We start from the raw sequence: 19,339 nt of genomic DNA, 5'->3' as shown, positions 1-19,339 counted from the left end.
GTTTAAATTCCTCATTGTACCTTTGCCGTTGTTCACCCATTGTGAACACCTCCTCGTTATTTCTATTATCTTATTCTGTTAACGAGGTGTCCACATATTATACTAGCTGCATATATGGCGCTATTTGATCCAAACGACCATATTTCTCTCGTTTTGATGGAAATAGCGCTGTTTCATCGCGCTATTTCTACATAGAACCTACATGTAATGCAAATATTGTTATGGCACACCCTTAATTAATTTACTTCTCTGCTGAAGTTCAGCATAGCTTGATTTTTGTCGCGACTTACTTAAATTGCATTTTACAAAAAGGTGCTACCCACTTATGATGAGATAGCTGTGTAATATTTGTTACCGTGTAACGGGAACTTATTTCGATTCGTCACGTACTACTTCAAGGGATTTAAACTTACAAGATCCGACACGACGCGGAGAGAGGGAGTTCTAACAGGATGAAGCATGAGGATAAGGGTGGGTGGCGGAAAGATATCGCGCCTTACGAGAGACCACATATGAAGCATAGCGTGTGGCAAATCATCAATACAGTGGGACCCTTTTTCGTGCTATGGTATTTGGCTTTTCTAAGTCTTTCCGTTTCCATTTGGTTAACGTTTGCAATCGATATCATCGCCGCAGGTTTCTTAATCCGCATTTTTATCATTTTTCATGACTGCTGTCATAAATCTTTTTTCAAAAACAAATTCGCCAATGAAATTGTTGGCACAATAACAGGAATATTAACCTTCGTACCGTACCATCAGTGGCGCCATACACACGCTGTTCACCATGCATCCAGTGGTAACTTGGACAAACGAGGCGTAGGTGACATCTGGACGCTTACTGTAGATGAATATATACAAGCAACATGGCTCAAACGAATGGCATATCGATTATATCGGAGCCCGTTCGTGATGTTTATTATCGGACCGATCTTTATTTTCTTGATTGATTACCGCTTTAACCGCCGGAAAGTAGGCATGAAAGAAAGAATCAATACGTATATAACGAATATTGGTATTGTTGGCAGTATAGCTTTGCTTTGTTGGGGCATCGGCTGGCAGTCGTTCTTGCTGATTCAAGGTCCGATGTTCTTCTTCTCAGGTATGGCGGGAATTTGGCTGTTCTACGTACAGCATAACTATGAGGAAACGTACTACGAGAATAATGAAGAGTGGGACTATGTCAAAGCGGCGATGCATGGCAGCTCTTTCTATAATTTACCGCGTGTTCTACATTGGATCACAGGCAATATTGGCTATCATCATATTCATCACTTAAGCCCGCGCGTGCCTAACTATCATTTGCAAGAAGTACACAATAAGCATGCAGCACTACGCAATGTTCAGACCATTACACTGAAAACGAGTCTGGAATCTCTGAAATTCCGTATTTGGAATGAGGATACCAAGAAGTTCATTCAGTTTAAGGATTTGAAGCAGTTACGCGTGAACAGCGTGAAAGTAAAGCCGCGAATTATCAAAGCTGTAGATGTGGAATGAATAAGTTGTGTCTGACCTGTGATCATTGGCAGGTTGGGCGCTTTTTTTTATCGAAATAGCGTTGAAAAGACGAAATGGGCGCTGTATAATCCAACTAAGACGTCAAATAGTGAACGGGTGTTTATTAATGCAAATTTTAAAAGATGAAGTCAAAAATAGTATCCGCCAAGCGGCCTTGGCCGAGTTCAAGAAGCATGGATATTTGAAAGCCTCCATTCGGCAAATTGCAGAAGCTGCAGGCATAACGCCAGGCAACATCTATCGCTACTTTAAAAGTAAGGATGATCTGTTCGATGAGCTCATTCAACCCATTCAAGAGCAGCTAGCCGAGGTGCTGCGGGTGTGCAAGCAAGAGGTGGATAGTACCCTGTGTACTGCATTATCTGATCATTTGCTGATTCTGCGTCGCATTGATGCTTCTTTAATGCTGCTGTTCAAAGAGTCCAGCACAGAGCTTACGATTCTTCTGAATCTAAGTGAAGGCTCTCGATTTGCTTCGGCCAAACAAGACATGATTACACTTGTGCATCAGATTATTTCTGAAGTATTTACAGCGGAGTTGGGGTCATTCGGCACGTTGTCTCAGAAAGATCAATTTGCGGCGCGCATGATTGCGACGACAATGATTGAAAGTATTTGTCTGATTTTGCGTGACCATGAAGATGGGGATACGATTAAAATGCTTGTTGATGAACTGTTGTACCTGTATTGCACAGGTATTTCAGAAAAAATAAAGCTAAGCCAGTCTTAAAATTTTTTTGCCCCAATAATGAACGCTTGTTTACTATCAGGGTGAGTGGAGGAGAAGAGAGAATGAAATCCATTATTAAATGGCGCTGGGCGATTCTAGCCGTATGGTTGGTGGCGACGGTATTGCTGACGGTTTTCCAACCGAATGTGAACGCGATTCTTGGCCTAAGAGGGCAGGATCCGTTGCGTAGCGATGCACCATCAAAGATTGCCTCAACGATTTTGAACAAAATCAATGGGGTCGAGGGCACGAGTGATATCGTGGTTTTCCATAACCCAAACAAACTGTCGGATGCAGATATGAAGGCGATCGAGGCAGGTATTACGAATTTGAAAAGCCATCAAGCTGAGCTTGGTTTCGATCAGTTGATTGATCCATTCACTACGCCGGAGGCGAAGTCATCGCTCATTTCGGGGGATGGCACAACCTTAATGGCGAGTTTTTCCCTAGACAAAAGAGGGCGCCACGTCGAGGACATCAAGAAGGAATTTGAAACTGTTCTGAAAGATGTGAAGGTGGAGTATTACCTCTCTGGAGAGGATTTCATCCAGGATGATTATATTAAAGTATCGGAGTCCGGTGTTGAAAAGAGTGCCGCGCTTACGGTTATATTTATCCTAGCTGTTCTGATTATTATGTTCCGTTCTGTCATTATTCCAGTCGTTTCCTTGCTAGCGGTCGGTATCTCGTACCTGGTGTCCATGGGGATTGCCGCGCAGCTCATTGATAAGTTCAACTTTCCTGTGACGAGTGTCACACAAATGCTGTTGATTTTGATTCTTTTCGGGATTGGGACGGATTATAACATTCTCTTATTCAATCGCTTCAAAGAGGAATTATCCCATGGTCTATCCGTGGATGAAGCCATTATTGTGACCTACCGCACAGCGGGTAAAACGATTTTCTACAGCATTTTGACCGTATTCATTGCATTTGCTGCATTAACGTTCTCGGATTTCGGTATTTATCAGTCAGGGAATGTCGTAGCAATTGGTACGGCCATACTCCTGCTCCAAATTGTAACAGTGACACCATTTTTCATGAAAATGCTCGGCAATAAACTCTTCTGGCCCTCCAAGGGAACGACTGGGCATAAAGAGAGTAAATTCTGGGCAGGCTTGACGAAAATTGCGGTAAAAAGACCGATTATTACGACCGTCATCATTCTGATTATTACGGTTCCACTTGCACTTGCGAATCATCAGAAGCTGTCTTTTGATCAGTTGAAGGAGCTGGGGAATGATCACCCATCCACGAAAGGCTTCAGCCTTGTGGCGGAGCATTTTAGCCGGGGTCAGGCGCTCCCAACCATGGTCGTTATTGAGAATGACAACCCGCTTAACACGAATGATGGTCTAGCCGCGATTGATAAGGTGACGGAGAAGCTGAAAACCATTCCAGGTGTCGATATGGTATCTAGCGTGACTCAGCCGCAAGCGAAGCCGATTGATGATTTCTATATTTCTACGCAAACGAAGACGGTTGCCGATGGCATTTCAGCCTCGCAAAACGGTGTAAATCAAATACGTGATGGACTTAAGCTGATGCAGAGTAAGCTGGAAGCGCCTGATACGTCTAGCGTTGGTCAACTGGTAGAAGGCACGAGTCAAGTGCAGGAGGGCTATAGCAAGCTGACGACTGCATTGGATCAAGTGGCTACTGGTATCTCACAAGGCGCCGGTGGCGCGGGTGAGCTAAGTTCGGGAATTGCTGCGCTGAAGGATGGCATGACTCAAGTCGCAAGTAACACGGGTAAAATCAATGATGGTTTGACGCAGCTTGGTCAAGGCTATAACGCCATGACGGATGGTTATAGTCAGATTGAGACGCAACTAGGAGGCATCCAACAAGGTTTGGTCGGCATGAATGGTTTAATTGGCGGGCTTGGCAGCAAATACAGCCAGCTGACGACAGACGCTGATTACATCAAGCTGAAGCAAACGGGTGAAAGTCTTGCTTCCGGTTTGACGCAGTTGAGCGGCGGACTGGGAGAGCTTGGCAAGAACGCAGCGAAGCTAAACAGTGCTTTTGCCGATGCGACGCAAGGCCTGGCGCAAGTGAATGGCGCGCAAGCGCAGCTTGCCGCGGGGCTTACGCAGCTGGAGAGCGGCGCAGCTGAGCTCGCCAAAGGGCTGAAGCAAGGCAGCGCGGGCAGTCGCGAGATCGCGGCCAACATGGCGAAGCTGAACGCTGCGCTAGGCAGCGTCAAAGACGGTCAGCAGAAGCTGAGCGACGGCTTGTCAGGTCTCAGCGGCGGCATGGGCCAGCTAAAGGACGGCCTTGGTCAGAGCGGCAACGGACTCGGTGACGTGTCCGAGGGGTTGGGTAAAACGAGCCAGTTCTTGACGCAACTGAACGGCTCGAAGACGTTCTTTATCCCGAAAGAAGCGCTGTCGAGCGCAGATTTCGGCAAGTCCTTGGACAATTTCATGTCCAAGGATCGGACGATGACGAAGATGATCGTCATCTTGAAGGATGATCCGTATTCATCGGCGGCGATGGATACGATTGAAGGGATTAACACGGAGCTGGCTGCCAGCGTGAAGGGCACAGTGCTCGAACATGCGAAGTTCGGCGCAGCAGGACCGAGCTCGACGACGTACGACACGAACAAGGCGCAGCTGAAGTCGTTCAATAGCACCGCGATTATTGTCATCATCGGTGTGTTCATCGTCTTGCTGTTCGTTATCCGCGCCTTCTGGCCAGCTGTCTACATCATTCTGAGCCTAGTCATTTCCTACTACGTGGCGATGACGGCGACGAATGTCGTGACGGATAAAATCATTGGTGCCGACGGGGTTTCCTCCTTCGTACCGTTCTTCTCCTTCATCATTATTATTGCTGTCGGCGTCGATTACAGCATCTTCCTGATGATGCGCTACAAAGAGCTTGGCGATCTATCGCCTTCGAAGGCGATCGTGCAAGCCGCGAAGCACATTGGCGGCGTGGTCATCTCAGCGATGGTCATCCTTGGCGGAACCTTCGCCACACTTGTGCCTTCCGGTCTCGTTCTGTTGATCGAGCTAGCCGTGGCCGTCATTGTTGGCCTTATCGTACTCTGCTTCATCTTGCTGCCGATGCTGCTGCCTGCGCTGCTAGCTATGCCAGAAGCGCTGCGGGCAAAGCGCGGCGTCACGGCGCACAAAGTGTCGACAGAGAGTCGTACAGCGTAACTTTCGATTATAGAAGTGCTTTCCCACCTTCGTGGGAGGGCACTTTTTTTGTGTATAAAAGTTAAACACGAAGTGTTGGTTGGATAAAAATAGAAGGAAAAGCAGAACCTACTCGTAAAACACATGGGGGGAATGGCTTTGATTTCTCTGTTTGTTGCACTTATTTTGTTTGTAATTGGTCATCCCAAGAAGAGCGTTCGCCAGCAAGATCGCAGAATGATGCCTGCTTATGTCTCCTTGCTGCTTATCGCTCTGATTCTTGCTGTCCTGCATGCAACGGGAACTTCTTATGTGCTAACAGCCATGATGCAAAACGTAATGATTAGTCTTGTTGAAAAGGTAGGCGGATAGTTTGTCGTTATTGGGAAAACTCCTCAAGAAATCAGCCTCAAGCGCATCGTACGGACCGCCGTCTGAAGTTGCTGAGGCATCTCATCTCGCAGAACAACAATTAAGTGGGAATCTCGAGAAGGACTTGCAATTAATCCTCACGGTCACTCAGCATCCATCCGATCTTATTGTTCGCGAACTTCTCCTCCAGCTGGGGGATGGTTCGGAGATTCGTGCAGCCGTTCTCTACATCGATGGACTTGCTGAAAAGGATATTGTCCATCAATGTGTCATTCTCCCTCTGATGCAAATGGGTCATCAAGATGAGATTACCTTAACGTATATTGAGAAATTTGTGATAACGGCTAGCGGTATCAAGCGAGTGAACTCGCTCGCCGAGAGTATCAAGGGATTGTTGTATTCGAATACGCTTGTTTTACTTGATGGCATCGCGGAAACCTTGCTCATCACTTCGGAAGGTTGGGAGCATAGATTTGTAAGCAATCCAACCAGTGAACCGATTATTCGAGGTCCTCAGGATGCTTTTAATGAAGTGCTGCGCACAAATACGGCTTTAGTCAGAAGAAAAATTAAAGATCCTAAATTGGTTCTTTTTCCGATTCAGATTGGTACGCGTACGTTGACGGATGGGGCTATCGCGTATTTGCAGGACGTAGCTAATCCAAGTATTGTTGGCGAAGTGAAGAGAAGGCTGATGGCTATCGAGACCGAGGGGATCCTAGATAGCGGTCAGCTTGAGGATTATTTGGAGGATACGCCACTATCGCCATTCCCGCAAATTAGCTCAACAGAGCGGGTAGATAAGGCTGCTGCGGCCATCCTAGAAGGTAAAATTGTCGTTCTTGTAGACGGCACACCATTTGCCTTAACCATGCCGATCACCTTTACGGAATTCCTACTATCGACAGAGGATTACTACACGAGCTATCTCGCAGCTACGATGCTGCGCTGGGTGCGATTCTTGGCGATGATGATGGCGCTGACGCTGCCCTCCATCTATATCGCGATTACGACCTATCATCAAGAAATGATTCCGACGGAATTGATGCTTGCCATTGCGAGCAATCGCAGCGGCATACCATTCCCTGCCTTTGTGGAAGCGCTGATTATGGAAATCAGCCTAGAACTTCTGCGAGAGGCGAGTTTGCGGCTGCCGGGCACGATGGGGCAAACCATTGGTATCGTTGGCGCGCTCGTGATTGGACAGGCGGCGGTTCAGGCGAATATCGTTGGCCCTGTACTGACCATTATCGTCTCCTTTACAGCGATTGGCGCTTTTGCCATACCTAATTACAATGCTTCCTTAGCCATCCGCATGCTGCGCTTTCCTATTATGATACTTGCCGCTGTTTTCGGTATTTTTGGTATCGTATTCGGAACCAGTGCGATACTCATTCACATGATTCATCTGCGTTCTTTTGGCGTCAGTTATCTGGCAGCATTGACCCCGCAATCGCTCAAAGCAGTCGATGATTCCATTGTCTTCAAGAAACCGGCGCAATCGCTCAAATATCGTCAATCATTTCTTGGTCCCAAGAGGCAAAAACCTTAAATGAGAGGAGGAACATCCTTGTCATCTGCCCAACTAACAACCAAACAAATTATGATTCTTCTCTGCTTTACTGTGTTTGGTACGATTTTTTTTACACTTCCACGTACCATAACGCAGGCTTCAGGGCACAGTGGATGGGTGTCGATTCTGATAGGCAGCCTAATGATTGTCCCTCTTCTCTGGTTAATTACACAAATTGGTTCGTCTATGCAAGAGATGAGCATTATCGCGTATTGCCTCAGCTTATTCGGACCCTTCTTTGGCCGCGTGTTTACACTTTTTATTCTGGTGCCACTGATATTTCTTTCGGGCACCTCGATCAGACTCGTTTGTGAATTATTCGTTACGCTGATTCTTCCAGAAACACCACTAGAAATTATTGCTATCATGCTGATTCTTCTGCGCTATTATTTGGCGAAGGGAGGGATGCCCTCCATTGCACGGTGGGGAGAAGTCGTTATGCCTGGTGTTGTCATACTGATCATTATAATGTTTGGACTTTCTTTTCAAAAAGTGGACATGGAGCGCATACTGCCACTTCTGAATGCTACTCCTATGGATGTGTTTCGGGGTTCTTTAGCCATTTGGAGTGTATTCTCTGAGATTAGTGTGCTGCTATTTATCTATCCGCAAATCAAGCATAAAAACAACATGTTCAAGAAGCTAATCTGGTGCACAATAATTGTTATGTTTCTATTCGAGGTTATCTTTCTAGTGACGATAGGAACCTTTGGAAGTGCATATACCCAAAGGCTTATATTCCCGGTCGTTGAGTTAATCAAAGATATTGCGATCTTTGATTTTATTGAGCATTTGGAGAGTATCTTCTTGGCGCTATGGGTATTCATTAATGTGTCAAAGGGGGCATTGACGTTCTACTCCTGCTGTATCGGCGCACGAGATTGGTTCGGAACAAGGGATTATAAAGAATTGATGCTGCCCCTTTCTGTAATTATGTACTATATATCTTTATTACCCGGCAATATTTACGTGTCCATTGTTAGTTTTGAAATCGCGAAGGGAGTCACCTTTTGTTGGTTTGCCTTCATCCTTCTCCTCATTGTTTGGATAGCGGGTAAGTTGAAAGCAAGGAGAACCGCGAATGAACAAAATCATTAGAATGGTGCTGTCGCTTAGCCTCCTACTGAGCGTAACCACAGGCTGTTGGAACCGTCAAGAATCGGATAAAGTGGAATACGTCCTTGCCGCAGGCATTGATCTGAATGATAAAGGGCAAATCGTTCTTACCGTGCTTACGCCAGTGTTGGAGGCATTAAAGCCGATGAGCGGTTTGAAGGGGGAGCAAAAGAAGACTCTAAGTGTTGTTGGGAATACAACTTTCGAGGCTGTACGGTCCTATATAAAAATAACAGGCAAAAAGCTGTACTGGTCCCATTTGCAAATCCTATTAATTGGGGAATCCGCTGCCAAAACGGATGCGCGTTATTACTTTGATTTCTTCTCGTCGGATCCGGAGCTTCGGGGTACGGCTTATATGGCCACGGTAAAAGGACGTGCGCTGGATATGCTGGAGTCCAGTCCAGACATTACAGCCCTATCATCGAATTATTTGAAAGAAATCATAAAAAACTCGGATTTAGAAGGGAAAGCTGCTCAGGTGTATTTATCTGAGTTTGCGCGAAAGCTTGCCCAACCAACAGGTGCTCAGCCTTTCAGTCCGATTATACGTTTAATTGATCAAAGCGAGTACGTCAAAACGATTGTTGGTGTGAAGCCGTATGAGCATGGGGACACCAAACAATCAACGTTATTTTATGCGAATGGAACAGGCGTGTACTCGGATGGGAAGATGGTTGGGACATTGAATGGGACGGAGACTAGGGGGTTTTTATGGGTCATGGGGAAATTAAAATCAACACTTGTCGTCGTGCCCTGTCCGGATGAAACCGATTGTCACATATCTTTGGAATTATCCGGTGAAAAGGTGAGTAAACGAAGAGTGGACTATCAGGACGGAAAAGCCAAGATTCAACTGCGAATTACCGTGGAGTTCAATATCGGAGATAAAGCGAGCAACAAGTTTAAAACAAATCCCCAAACGATCTCCTATGTCCAAGATCAATTTTCCAAAACGATACAGAATGAAGTGAAGATGGCCTTTCACAAAGTTGCCGTCGACTATCATTCGGACATATTTGCTTTCGGCAATAACCTGGAAGATCGAAACCCTAAACTTTGGAAGCAAATTAAAGATCGGTGGGAGAATGAGATATTGCCCGAAGCCGAACTGGACATACAGGTTATCTCTAAGCTTCGCAGAACGTCAAGAACGCTCTATTCGCCTTGGGTGAAGTCCGATCATTCTTAATTAGATGTAAGTGAGGGGGACGTATGATGCACGTAATGATGCATGATCGTCCTCTTTGTTTTCTCAAAAACCTAAAAAAAACACAAGTCGGTGAAAAGCCATTCCATTGTTGAAAGCGCTGCATCGGGGTACGATAGACCTATAACATCGACGATGATGAGTGAGGGGGGCCAGAGGATGGCGGTCAACGCACAAGCGGTAAAGCAGATGAGTGAGCGTAAGCAGGTAAGTAAGGGAAAGGCCTTGCTGCGAACGTTTTGGAAGTATAGGGCGCTATATTTAATATCGCTGCCAGGCATTATTTATTTTATAGTTTTCAAATATGTACCGTTGTTAGGCTCTGTTATTGCATTTCAGGACTACAACATTTTTGACGGCTTCACAGGCAGCAAGTGGGTAGGGCTTGAACATTTTACTCGGATGTTTGCACATTATGATTTCCTTAATATTTTGAAAAATACAGTACTCATTGGTGTCTATGATCTATTGTTAGGGTTTCCCGCACCGATTATTCTTGCCTTGCTCTTGAATGAGCTTCGCCTCGTGTTGTACAAACGTGTGCTTCAAACGGTCGTATACATGCCGCATTTCCTGTCTTGGGTTATCGTGAGCGGGATTGCGATCGGTATTCTATCCCCGTCTACAGGGGCTGTCAATCACTTCATTACTTGGTTAGGTTTTGAACCTATTTATTTCATGGGTGAAGAATCGTGGATTCGTACCGTGTTGATTTCATCAGGGATTTGGCGGGATTCCGGCTATGGAACCATTATTTATTTAGCCGCGCTAGCTGGGATTAATCCTGATTTATATGAAGCTTCCGAAGTGGATGGCGCCAATCGCTGGAGACAAACGATATCCATAACACTACCATCCTTGTTGCCGACGATTATGATTTTGTTCTTATTACACATTGGTAAATTCCTGGACTTTGGTTTCGAACGTGTGTATGTATTCTTGAATCCGCTTAACAAAGAAAGCGGAGAAATTCTAGATACGTATATCTATGCGCAGGGTCTGCAAGGTCAACAATTTAGTTATACGACTGCTATTGGACTTTTCAAAGCCGTTGTTGGCGTGATCTTTATTGTCACTGGTAATATTTTAAGCAGAAAAACAACGGGTGAAAGCTTGTACTAAGACGGAGGTGGACGCTATATGAATCGCAAGCCGACTGCCGGCTGGCAAGTGTTTAATGGCTTTAATATACTATTTCTATCTATCTTGTCACTAGCGATGCTCCTGCCGTTCTTAAACGTGCTGGCTCAATCGTTCAGTTCTTCAGAGTCTATTGTGAATGGGAAGGTATTGTTCTGGCCTGTTCAGTTTACATCAATCAATTATCAATATGTATTTAGCGATGCGGCAATCTGGCGTTCTTTCGGAGTAACTGTGTATATTACAGTGTTAGGAACACTCATCAATCTAATCGCGACCGCCTCATTGGCTTATCCGGTGTCGCGTCCTGAGTATGCCGGCCGTAAAGCTGTCGTTATTATGGTGCTGATTACAATGGTTTTCACAGCGCCGCTTATTCCTAACTTTATTTTGATGAAAAATTTGCATCTCACGAACTCGCTCTGGGCCTTAATGATTCCAGGTGCGATTAGCGCCTTTAATTTCTTCATTATGCGGTCGTTCTTCATGCAAATTCCAAGTGAGTTGATTGATTCTGGACGCATCGACGGCTGTTCCGAGTTAAGAATGATTTGGAATATCGTATTGCCGCTCTCTAAACCGGTTATGGCTTCCTTAGGAATTTTCTACGCGGTCAACCATTGGAATACGTTCCAAAGCGCACTGTACTACGTCAATAAACCTGCACTTTGGCCGCTCCAAGTAAAGCTTCGTCAATTAATTGTATCTGAGGATATCAGTATTGATCCGAATGCCTCACAGTTTAGTGGACTAGCTCACATGGATCCAGAAGGTATTAAAATGGCGACGATTATCATTGCAACGCTGCCAATCATTATTATTTATCCTTTCTTACAACGTCATTTCGTTAAGGGTATGATGGTGGGTTCGGTTAAGTCTTAATTATTACAACAGAATTATACAAATCAGTTATTTATTAACTCTTTTTACTGAATTCTAAAAAAAATACAATTCGAACTAAAGACAGTCCATAGCCGCTAATTGTAAACGCTTTTACAATGAGGTTGTGAACGCGCAAGTTATTTAGTAGAAATGAAAAGAGGGGTATAAATGAAAAAATGGATTCCTACGACGATGGCTACGGTGTTAATGGCCAGTGCATTGGTTGCTTGTTCGGCGAAGACAGACGATAAACCATCATCTAATGCAGCTGCCAGTCCAGGTGCTGCTAGCGCAAAGCCAGCTGAGAAAACGAAGTTCTCCATCTCCCTACGTACACTTGCTTTCGGACATGTTGAGAAATCGCCTGATATTAATCAAGACAAATGGGTGAAGAAGCTTGAAGAGCTAACGAACTCTGATCTGAATATCGTGCTTGTTCCTCACAAAGAATATGAACAGAAGATGATTCAAATGTTCGCCACTAACGATATTCCAGATGTTGTACAAGGCAGCGGTGGTGTGAACGGAAAAGAAATGGCAGGATCCGTGAAAGCGGGCGTATTCCAACCGCTCGATGAGCTGCTGAAAAAGTTCGGTCCTAACTTACTGAAGAAAATTCCGAAGGATGCTTGGGATAACGTAACGTACAATGGTAAGATCTTTGCGATTCCAGAGTTCTTGTCCAATCCATCTCGCCGCGCGATCTTTGTTCGAAAAGATTTGCTAGATAAAGCAGGTCTGGGCGTACCGAAGACTGTGGATGAGTACATGGCAGTTCTACGCAAGTTTAAAGAAATGGGCGTTGAGAACCCGTTTATGGGACGTGAGAACTTCAAGTATGCCGATTCTTTCTTCGGTGCTTATGATGTGTATCCGTACCTATCGATGTTCGAGAAGTCTGGGGATCAAATCCTTCCTAAATTCTTTGATACAGAGAACATGACGAAAGCGCTGCAAACGTACAAAACGATGTTTGATGAAGGCTTAATCAACAAAGAATTCGCAACGATCAACGCAACAGTATTCAAGAATACAATTCTTGCTGGTAAAGCAGGTATGTGGTCTATGAACGCGAACGAAATGCTGCAATGGGAAACACAATTGAAAGCAACTGTTCCAACGGGTGATATCGAAATCATTGCTTCCCCAACTGGACCTGATGGCAAAGGTGGTCACTACTTGTATGGACCAGCGCCGCGCGCATACTTCATCAACAAAAACGTGAAAAATGCCGAAGGTATTATCAAGTTCTATGACTGGATGATGTCCGATGAAGCTGAGAAATTCTTCACGTTCGGTATCCCAGGCGACACTTATACAGAAGCTAATGGTAAAATCGACTACAAAGCACCTGTAGATCCAGCTGCTGTCGATGAAGAGCGTTACCGTCAATCCTTCTTGTGGCTTGTCCAAGATACAACTTATAATAAGGGTACACTTAGCTTGACAGAAGATGGTAAGAAATTGATGAACGTGTACGACACGACGTTGAAGAATGAAGGACGCGATGGTATCAACTTTGAGCCTCGTCTGGAATCTTTGATGAAAAACCCTGATATTTCACCGCTTTCTGACCAAGCACCTCCCGTTATTCTTTCCCACATGGTGAAAATGGTTTATGGAAAAGAACCGATTTCCGATTGGCCGAAAGTATTGGAAGAGTGGAAGTCCAAAGGTGGAAACGAAGTTATCAAGGAAGCAACAGAGAAATTTAATAGTAAAGATTCCGGTACGACTGTGTCGATGCCAAGAAAATAAGCTCAGTTCCTGAGCATGCCGCCTCCTCACGAACCCAACGGTGCGTGGGGAGCGTGCATTTCATCCCATTTTGAAAGGAGAGTTTCTCATGTACCGCATACTCATTGTCGATGACGAACCGATGATACGCAGAGGATTACAGAAGCTTGTGGAACAATCGGAGCTGCCCATTGAAAGCTTACGAACAGCTGAGAATGGTGTTGTCGCAATGCAGCGGATTCAAGAGGAACGACCTGATTTCCTTTTTACAGACATACGCATGCCGAAAATGGATGGTCTGGAGCTGTGTGCGCAGATTGCTCAGATGGATGCCGACATTCAAGTGGTGGTCATTTCGGGCTATGGGGATTTCGAATATGCGCAGAAGTGCTTGTCCTATGGCGTGAAAGAATACTTGCTAAAGCCGGTCAATATCAAGAAATTTCAACAAGTGCTAGAGAAGCTCATTTTGAACAAAAGCAAGGTGAGTTCAGAATCCTTTGTCGCCGTTACCAAGCTGGAGAGCTGGGCTACCCGGTTGGAGCAAGCGGTATGGATGCTGCAGCAAGAAGAGCTGGAACGCATTCTATCGGAGATTCAATCCGAGCTGAATACGTATAAACTAAAACTGAATCGCATCAGTGATATTGTGCAGGAGATCTATACGCTTGTTCATGGGCGGTTAACCGTACGCGATGTGTATGTGATTCAAGAGGAACTGAAGATCTCTGCTTCTCTTCATGAAGAAGATGTGTGGCGTTGGTTTGAGATGTCCGTAAAAGGACTGCTGCAAGAGCTGAAGAGCAAGCGTAAAGGTAAACAGAAGGACCCTGTCGAAGAAGCCAAGCAGTACATGGAGAAGCATCTCGCTGAGGAGGTTTCCTTAGAGGAAGTAGCTGAATTTATTGGACTGAATCCTTCTTACTTTAGCCAATTGTTTAAACAAAATACGCAAGAAACTTTCGTGCAATATCGCACAAGACGACGCATGGAGAAAGCAAAAAAGCTGCTGCAGCAACCGCATTGGCGTATTACTGACATTTCCGGTGAGGTTGGATATGCGGATCATCCGCACTTTACGAAAACGTTCAAAAAGTATGAAGGCTGTCTACCCTCGGAATACCGTCAGCGAATGGGGATTAGATAATGAAGAGAAAGTCGCTGTCACGTCAAATTTATGCGTATTTTCTTATCGTCATCGTTCTATCGCTGATGTCTGTAGGCGCTGTTTCCTATGTGCAGTCTTCGCGGGCGCTGGATGACCAAGTGAAGCAATATATGGAGCAGATGGTCGATAGTGCGAACTACCAAACGGATAGCTACTTACAGGCATATGAGCTGCTCAGCAATGCCTTTTCGACAAACTCCGACGTGAGAGCGTTTATGGAAATTAAACCTGACGATGCGTATGAGTATTATGAGTATTCGGACAAAATTAAGAAATTTGCTTTCGCATCCATGGAGTCCATTGTTACGCTGTACAAACAGCTTAATATGATTTATGTGACGGGTCAGCATGGTCGTTCTGTCGTTTATGAAAATCAGAACCTATTCTTCAACTTTGACCCTGTTCTCGTACAAGAGAAATTTGAGAATTTAATGAGGCTGACACCTGTTGATGGCAAAATCGCGCTGCTCAACATGAGTATCCGCTCAGCAGATGAGGGCTCCGTAGTCACGATGGCTCGCAAAGTAAGGGGCCCATCTTACAAGGATGAGAATCGCGGCGTCCTCGCTTTTGAAATTAAGTTAGATGAGTTAGCGAAAACTTGGGATCGTGTGAGTTTGGGCAAAGATGGCTTTTTCTTCATATTAGACAATGCGGGCAATTACATTTATCCACGTTCGATGAGTGGTCGTAAATCGAATGACGAACTAGCTTCTCAAGTACTTACGAGTGGTAATCAGACATTTTTGTCCAAATACAATGAAGAGGAACGTATGTTTGTATCTCGTAAATCAGGTTACTACGATTGGAATCTTGTTGCTTCTATGCCAGTAAAGGAACTTCGCCGCCCTGCTAACACCATTCGGACTACGACAATTATTGTCGGTCTGATCACATTGGCAGCAGCCCTATGGCTGGCTTTCCGCTTTGGTCGCTCTATTGTTAGGCCGATCCGGGATCTCAAAGACAGCATGAGGGAAACGGAGAAAGGGAACTGGCAGTATATTGAAGACGCAGGCCGAACAGATGAAATGGGTGGATTGATTCACAGCTATAACCTGATGGTGACGCGCTTATCAGATATGATCGAGCGCGTGTATGAGGCCGAGTTAGAGCAGCAGAAGAACGCGTTAGAGTTGGGTGAAACCAAGCTCGAGCGTCAGAGGGCTGAATTTCAAGCCCTGCAGTTGCAAATTAACCCGCACTTCTTATATAACACGCTGGAAACGATCAACTGTTATGCCATTGTACAAGATTCTAATGAAATCACGGAAATGGTGGAAGCGATGGCCTTCATGCTGCGCTATTCGGTCCAAACCAATCTGGAAGAAATCACAGTTGCCAATGAGCTGAATCACGTACGGAACTATATGATTATTTTGCAGCATCGTACGGAGCGGGAATTTGAGATTGATGTCGCGATCCCTCCGAGCCTGCTGCTTGAGAAACTGGTCCGTTTGACGTTACAGCCGTTGATTGAAAATATTTTCCAGCATGCGTTTCCTGATGGTGTGGAAGAGCGGCATAGCATTCGAATTGATGCCCGCAAAGGGGATGGCTTGTTCCAGGTGTTCGTTGAGGACAATGGAACGGGCATGATGCCCGAAAGACTGGCTGAGTTGCGTAGGAAACTACAGGAGAACCGGCTGGCAGAGCCAGAAGAAACGAGCTCCGGGGTTAAGCGTGGTGGTGGTATTGGTCTGATGAACGTTCATCGACGGATTCAAATGGTGTTCGGCGAAGCCTACGGGCTGTCTGTTGACAGCGAGTGGGGACGCGGCACTTGTGTCACGATGACGATGCCAGAGACAGTGCGGCCTCGGCTGCGGAACTCTTAATGACAGGTAGTTACGCTGCATAAGCAGCGATCAAATAAAAAATATAGATTTATATCCATGGGAGGATAAAACAATGAACATCAACTTAACGGGGAAAATTGCACTTGTAACAGGATCGAATGCAGGGATTGGACGTGCGATTGCACTAGCTTTGGCTAGTAATGGCGCTAAAGTTGCCGTTAACTGTTTGAATAATGTCGCTCAAGGGCAAGCCGTTGTTGAAGAGATTCAAGCATTAGGCGGGGAAGCTGTCCTAGTTCAAGCTGATGTAACTAATATAGAGCAAATCGACAGACTTGTAAGCGAAGTGGAGCAAGCGCTTGGTGGAACGATCGATATTCTTGTGAATAACGCAGGTCACCTTGTACAACGCGTTCCGAATGTAGATATGTCCGAGGAAATGTATGACCGCATCATGGATGTCAACTTGAAAAGCACGGTATTCGTGTCCAAACGAGTTCTTGGCGGTATGAAAGAAAAAGGCTATGGCCGCATCATTAACATGACATCCGTAGCTGCTCATAACGGTGGCGGACCTGGCGGAAGTGTATATGCAGCAAGCAAAGCAGCAGTTCTTACTTTCTCTAAAGGTTTGGCAAAAGAAGTTGCAGCTAGCGGCATTACCGTGAACAACGTTTCACCTGGTTTCATCGGCAACACGATGTTCCACGCGACATTCACAACGGATGCTGCGCGCCAAGCAACAATTAACGGTATTCCATTGCAACGCGAAGGTACACCAGATGATGTAGCAGGCGCTGTCCTTTACTTGGCTTCCAACCTTGCTAGTTATGTAACAGGTGAAACGATCGAAATCAACGGCGGGATGATGATGCGATGATGACTACCATGCCATTACGCGCAAAGACATGGGCGGGTCCAACCGCCCAAAGGCTGCAAGAAGAAATCGACAGGCTGCAGCAAGCAGGCAGCCTGATCGTTCCTAAAGAACCTGGTGGTTGGTGGCACCAGTATGTTTGTCCACATCACCATACCGAACTGATGTTCGATGAAGTCGATGTGGATGCTACAGAATTCCTGTGCCCACACGGCTGTGTGATCACAGGTGATGCCTACCGCGGTGCGTGGCTCGTGTTTAAGCACCAATCCTTGGCGCGTGTGGCGTTGCAGTCGGCCGCTGTTTACGCGGCTCTGGGTGACGTTTCCTATGCGCAGATCAGCAAGCGCTTGCTTGTCGAATATGCGGAGCAGTTTCCGCTCTATCCCGTGCATCCAGAAGCACAGAGCTGGATGCTGAAAGGACGCGCGTTCCATCAAGCGCTAACCGAGGCGATCTGGTCTACCACGTTGATTCGTACCTACTTACTGCTTCGTGATGAAGGTATTACCTTTGATGGCAAGGAACAAGAGGCGATTGACGTCTTTTTGGGATTGCTGGCGGGCAGTATGGAGGAGTACCGGCATATTTTGATCCATGAACGGAACAATGCGGAGAACAATTATACGGCTTGGCTGAATGCGTCCTTGTCTTGCGTGTACGCGGCTCGAGGCGAGAAGGCGCTGCTTGAAGCCCTTATCGAAGGCCAAGGCGGCTTCATTCATCATCTTTCCATCGGCGTGAAAGCCGATCAATTCGAATTCGAAGGAAGCACGTATTACCACGTATTCGTGCTTCGTGCTTATCTGATCGCTGCCGAGATGGCGCAGCGCTTCGGAATTGATCTCTACGCCACGACTGGCGCAGAGGGGCAATCCATGCGCGGCATGCTCGAAGCGTTGGCCGATTTGGCCGACGACCAGGGCGCGTTGCCGGCCCTGCATGACGGGCCGCTTGCGCGGGGCCCTTACGCCCGCGAAATCGCCGAGATCGCGGAGCAGGGGCTCACGATCTACGGCATCGCGGGCCTCGCGCCGGTGCTGCGCGAAGCGTACCGGCAGCTAGGCGCTGCCGGGAACGAGCAGCTGGAAGCGCTGCTCTATGGCGGAGGCGCTGACCGCGCCGCTCAGCCAGAGCCGCGCAGCTCGCGGCTCTGGCCGGATGCCGGCTTCGTCATCGGCCGCATCGCGGGGAATCCGCTTTCGTTCCTCGCCGATTTCGGCGAGCACGGCGGTTCCCACGGCCACTACGACAAGCTGCATCTGACGTTGATGCACCAAGATCAAACCCTAACCCCCGATCTCGGGATGGTGCCTTACGGCTCGTCCATGCGCAGATCGTGGTTCGCCGAGACATCCAGCCACAACACGGTTTCGCTGGCAGGCCATTCACAAGCGCCGCATGAAGGGCGCCTGAAGCATTACGAAGCGACAGATTCTTCGGTATATGCGTGGATGCAATCGACAGAAGGCTACGAAGGCTGTACGATGAATCGACATCTTTTGCTAACAGAAGATTGGATGTTGGACTGGTTCCAAGTTGAGCTTGCTGGGGAACAACCACAAGCGATCGAATGGTGGATGCATCCTGTAGTAGCCATTGATGGCCTACAGCAACCGCTTAGTCCTGAAGCAGCTTATCAGCTGTTTATCACTGAGAAAGCAGGGGACGTTACAACGATCAAGGAGCAGCAACTACCGATCACCGGACAATTTGTTACAGCAAGTGATGACGCTGGTCATTTGCAGGTTGCTTACAAGCTCAATGAAACAGACGCTATTATTTCCCATACGGCGCTTGTTCAAGCTGGTGACGAGATCGTGGCCGTGCAGACGCCAGGTGATGCAATTGATCCTAGCCGCTCGCTTACGGCGATGCTTCATCGCCGGAATGACCGTAAGGCAGATTTTATTCACGTCTATCGCGCGGGAAGTGCTGTTCAGCTTTCGCAATTGGCTACTAATGAAATCAGTATTACCGTGCCTGATCAGTCCGGTACGGCTGTCCGCATTCAGCTACGAACAGATAACGGATTACAAATTCTCTAATTTGTTATTCCATCT

Annotated in this window: 14 protein-coding genes; all 14 read left to right on the top strand. The window is 46.5% G+C overall.

What is annotated here, in order from left to right; genetic code table 11:
- Nucleotides 1–452: 452 nt before the first annotated feature.
- The 14 genes from desA to AC58QT_RS22410 all read left to right on the top strand — a co-directional run bounded on the left by desA (nucleotide 453) and on the right by AC58QT_RS22410 (nucleotide 19,324).
- Nucleotides 453–1,499, top strand: coding sequence for a Delta(5) desaturase DesA (desA, locus tag AC58QT_RS22475; protein ID WP_497410991.1), 1,047 nt, complete (start codon nucleotides 453–455; stop codon nucleotides 1,497–1,499).
- Nucleotides 1,500–1,626: 127 nt separating this feature from the next.
- Nucleotides 1,627–2,250, top strand: coding sequence for a TetR/AcrR family transcriptional regulator (locus tag AC58QT_RS22470; protein WP_310500001.1), 624 nt, complete (start codon nucleotides 1,627–1,629; stop codon nucleotides 2,248–2,250).
- Between the two features lie 62 nt (nucleotides 2,251–2,312).
- Entirely contained in the window at nucleotides 2,313–5,423 is a 3,111-nt protein-coding gene (locus AC58QT_RS22465) for an MMPL family transporter (RefSeq protein ID WP_497410990.1), read from the top strand.
- Between the two features lie 138 nt (nucleotides 5,424–5,561).
- Nucleotides 5,562–5,774, top strand: coding sequence for a hypothetical protein (locus AC58QT_RS22460; RefSeq protein WP_497410989.1), 213 nt, complete (start codon nucleotides 5,562–5,564; stop codon nucleotides 5,772–5,774).
- Between the two features lies 1 nt (nucleotide 5,775).
- Nucleotides 5,776–7,326, top strand: a complete 1,551-nt coding sequence (locus AC58QT_RS22455; protein ID WP_497410988.1) for a spore germination protein — start codon at nucleotides 5,776–5,778, stop codon at nucleotides 7,324–7,326.
- Nucleotides 7,327–7,344: 18 nt separating this feature from the next.
- Entirely contained in the window at nucleotides 7,345–8,445 is a 1,101-nt protein-coding gene (locus tag AC58QT_RS22450) for a GerAB/ArcD/ProY family transporter (RefSeq protein WP_497410987.1), read from the top strand.
- Nucleotides 8,429–9,655, top strand: a complete 1,227-nt coding sequence (locus AC58QT_RS22445) for a Ger(x)C family spore germination protein (RefSeq protein WP_497410986.1) — start codon at nucleotides 8,429–8,431, stop codon at nucleotides 9,653–9,655. The genes AC58QT_RS22450 and AC58QT_RS22445 overlap by 17 nt, the downstream gene beginning before the upstream one ends.
- Nucleotides 9,656–9,862: 207 nt before the next feature.
- Complete coding sequence (locus tag AC58QT_RS22440; RefSeq protein WP_397341052.1) at nucleotides 9,863–10,795, top strand: ABC transporter permease; 933 nt, start codon at nucleotides 9,863–9,865, stop codon at nucleotides 10,793–10,795.
- An 18-nt stretch (nucleotides 10,796–10,813) separates the two neighbouring features.
- Nucleotides 10,814–11,695 carry a carbohydrate ABC transporter permease gene (locus AC58QT_RS22435; RefSeq protein ID WP_310500008.1) on the top strand — a complete coding sequence of 294 codons (882 nt, stop codon included), beginning with the start codon at nucleotides 10,814–10,816 and terminating at the stop codon, nucleotides 11,693–11,695.
- 168 nt (nucleotides 11,696–11,863) lie between these two features.
- Nucleotides 11,864–13,453: an extracellular solute-binding protein gene (locus tag AC58QT_RS22430; protein WP_497410985.1), complete on the top strand. Its 1,590-nt coding sequence runs from the start codon at nucleotides 11,864–11,866 to the stop codon at nucleotides 13,451–13,453.
- A gap of 88 nt (nucleotides 13,454–13,541) precedes the next feature.
- Complete coding sequence (locus AC58QT_RS22425) at nucleotides 13,542–14,579, top strand: response regulator (RefSeq protein WP_310500010.1); 1,038 nt, start codon at nucleotides 13,542–13,544, stop codon at nucleotides 14,577–14,579.
- Nucleotides 14,579–16,438, top strand: a complete 1,860-nt coding sequence (locus AC58QT_RS22420) for a cache domain-containing sensor histidine kinase (protein ID WP_497410984.1) — start codon at nucleotides 14,579–14,581, stop codon at nucleotides 16,436–16,438. Before AC58QT_RS22425 ends, AC58QT_RS22420 begins: the two co-directional genes overlap by 1 nt.
- A 73-nt stretch (nucleotides 16,439–16,511) precedes the next feature.
- Complete coding sequence (locus tag AC58QT_RS22415) at nucleotides 16,512–17,279, top strand: SDR family NAD(P)-dependent oxidoreductase (RefSeq protein ID WP_497410983.1); 768 nt, start codon at nucleotides 16,512–16,514, stop codon at nucleotides 17,277–17,279.
- Complete coding sequence (locus AC58QT_RS22410) at nucleotides 17,276–19,324, top strand: heparinase II/III domain-containing protein (RefSeq protein ID WP_497410982.1); 2,049 nt, start codon at nucleotides 17,276–17,278, stop codon at nucleotides 19,322–19,324. The genes AC58QT_RS22415 and AC58QT_RS22410 overlap by 4 nt, the downstream gene beginning before the upstream one ends.
- Nucleotides 19,325–19,339: the final 15 nt, after the last annotated feature.

This window comes from Paenibacillus sp. J31R109, assembly GCF_059692055.1.
The sequence above is the reverse complement of the archived record's forward strand: the minus strand, read 5'-3'. Positions and strand labels throughout refer to the sequence as shown.

Excerpts from the sequence above, each read along its gene's own strand:
- desA (WP_497410991.1), top strand. The coding sequence starts at position 453 with ATGAAGCATGAGGATAAGGGTGGGTGGCGGAAAGATATCGCGCCTTAC.
- AC58QT_RS22470 (WP_310500001.1), top strand. The coding sequence starts at position 1,627 with ATGCAAATTTTAAAAGATGAAGTCAAAAATAGTATCCGCCAAGCGGCC.
- AC58QT_RS22465 (WP_497410990.1), top strand. The coding sequence starts at position 2,313 with ATGAAATCCATTATTAAATGGCGCTGGGCGATTCTAGCCGTATGGTTG.
- AC58QT_RS22445 (WP_497410986.1), top strand. The coding sequence starts at position 8,429 with ATGAACAAAATCATTAGAATGGTGCTGTCGCTTAGCCTCCTACTGAGC.
- AC58QT_RS22440 (WP_397341052.1), top strand. The coding sequence starts at position 9,863 with ATGAGTGAGCGTAAGCAGGTAAGTAAGGGAAAGGCCTTGCTGCGAACG.
- AC58QT_RS22435 (WP_310500008.1), top strand. The coding sequence starts at position 10,814 with ATGAATCGCAAGCCGACTGCCGGCTGGCAAGTGTTTAATGGCTTTAAT.
- AC58QT_RS22430 (WP_497410985.1), top strand. The coding sequence starts at position 11,864 with ATGAAAAAATGGATTCCTACGACGATGGCTACGGTGTTAATGGCCAGT.
- AC58QT_RS22425 (WP_310500010.1), top strand. The coding sequence starts at position 13,542 with ATGTACCGCATACTCATTGTCGATGACGAACCGATGATACGCAGAGGA.
- AC58QT_RS22420 (WP_497410984.1), top strand. The coding sequence starts at position 14,579 with ATGAAGAGAAAGTCGCTGTCACGTCAAATTTATGCGTATTTTCTTATC.
- AC58QT_RS22415 (WP_497410983.1), top strand. The coding sequence starts at position 16,512 with ATGAACATCAACTTAACGGGGAAAATTGCACTTGTAACAGGATCGAAT.
- AC58QT_RS22410 (WP_497410982.1), top strand. The coding sequence starts at position 17,276 with ATGATGACTACCATGCCATTACGCGCAAAGACATGGGCGGGTCCAACC.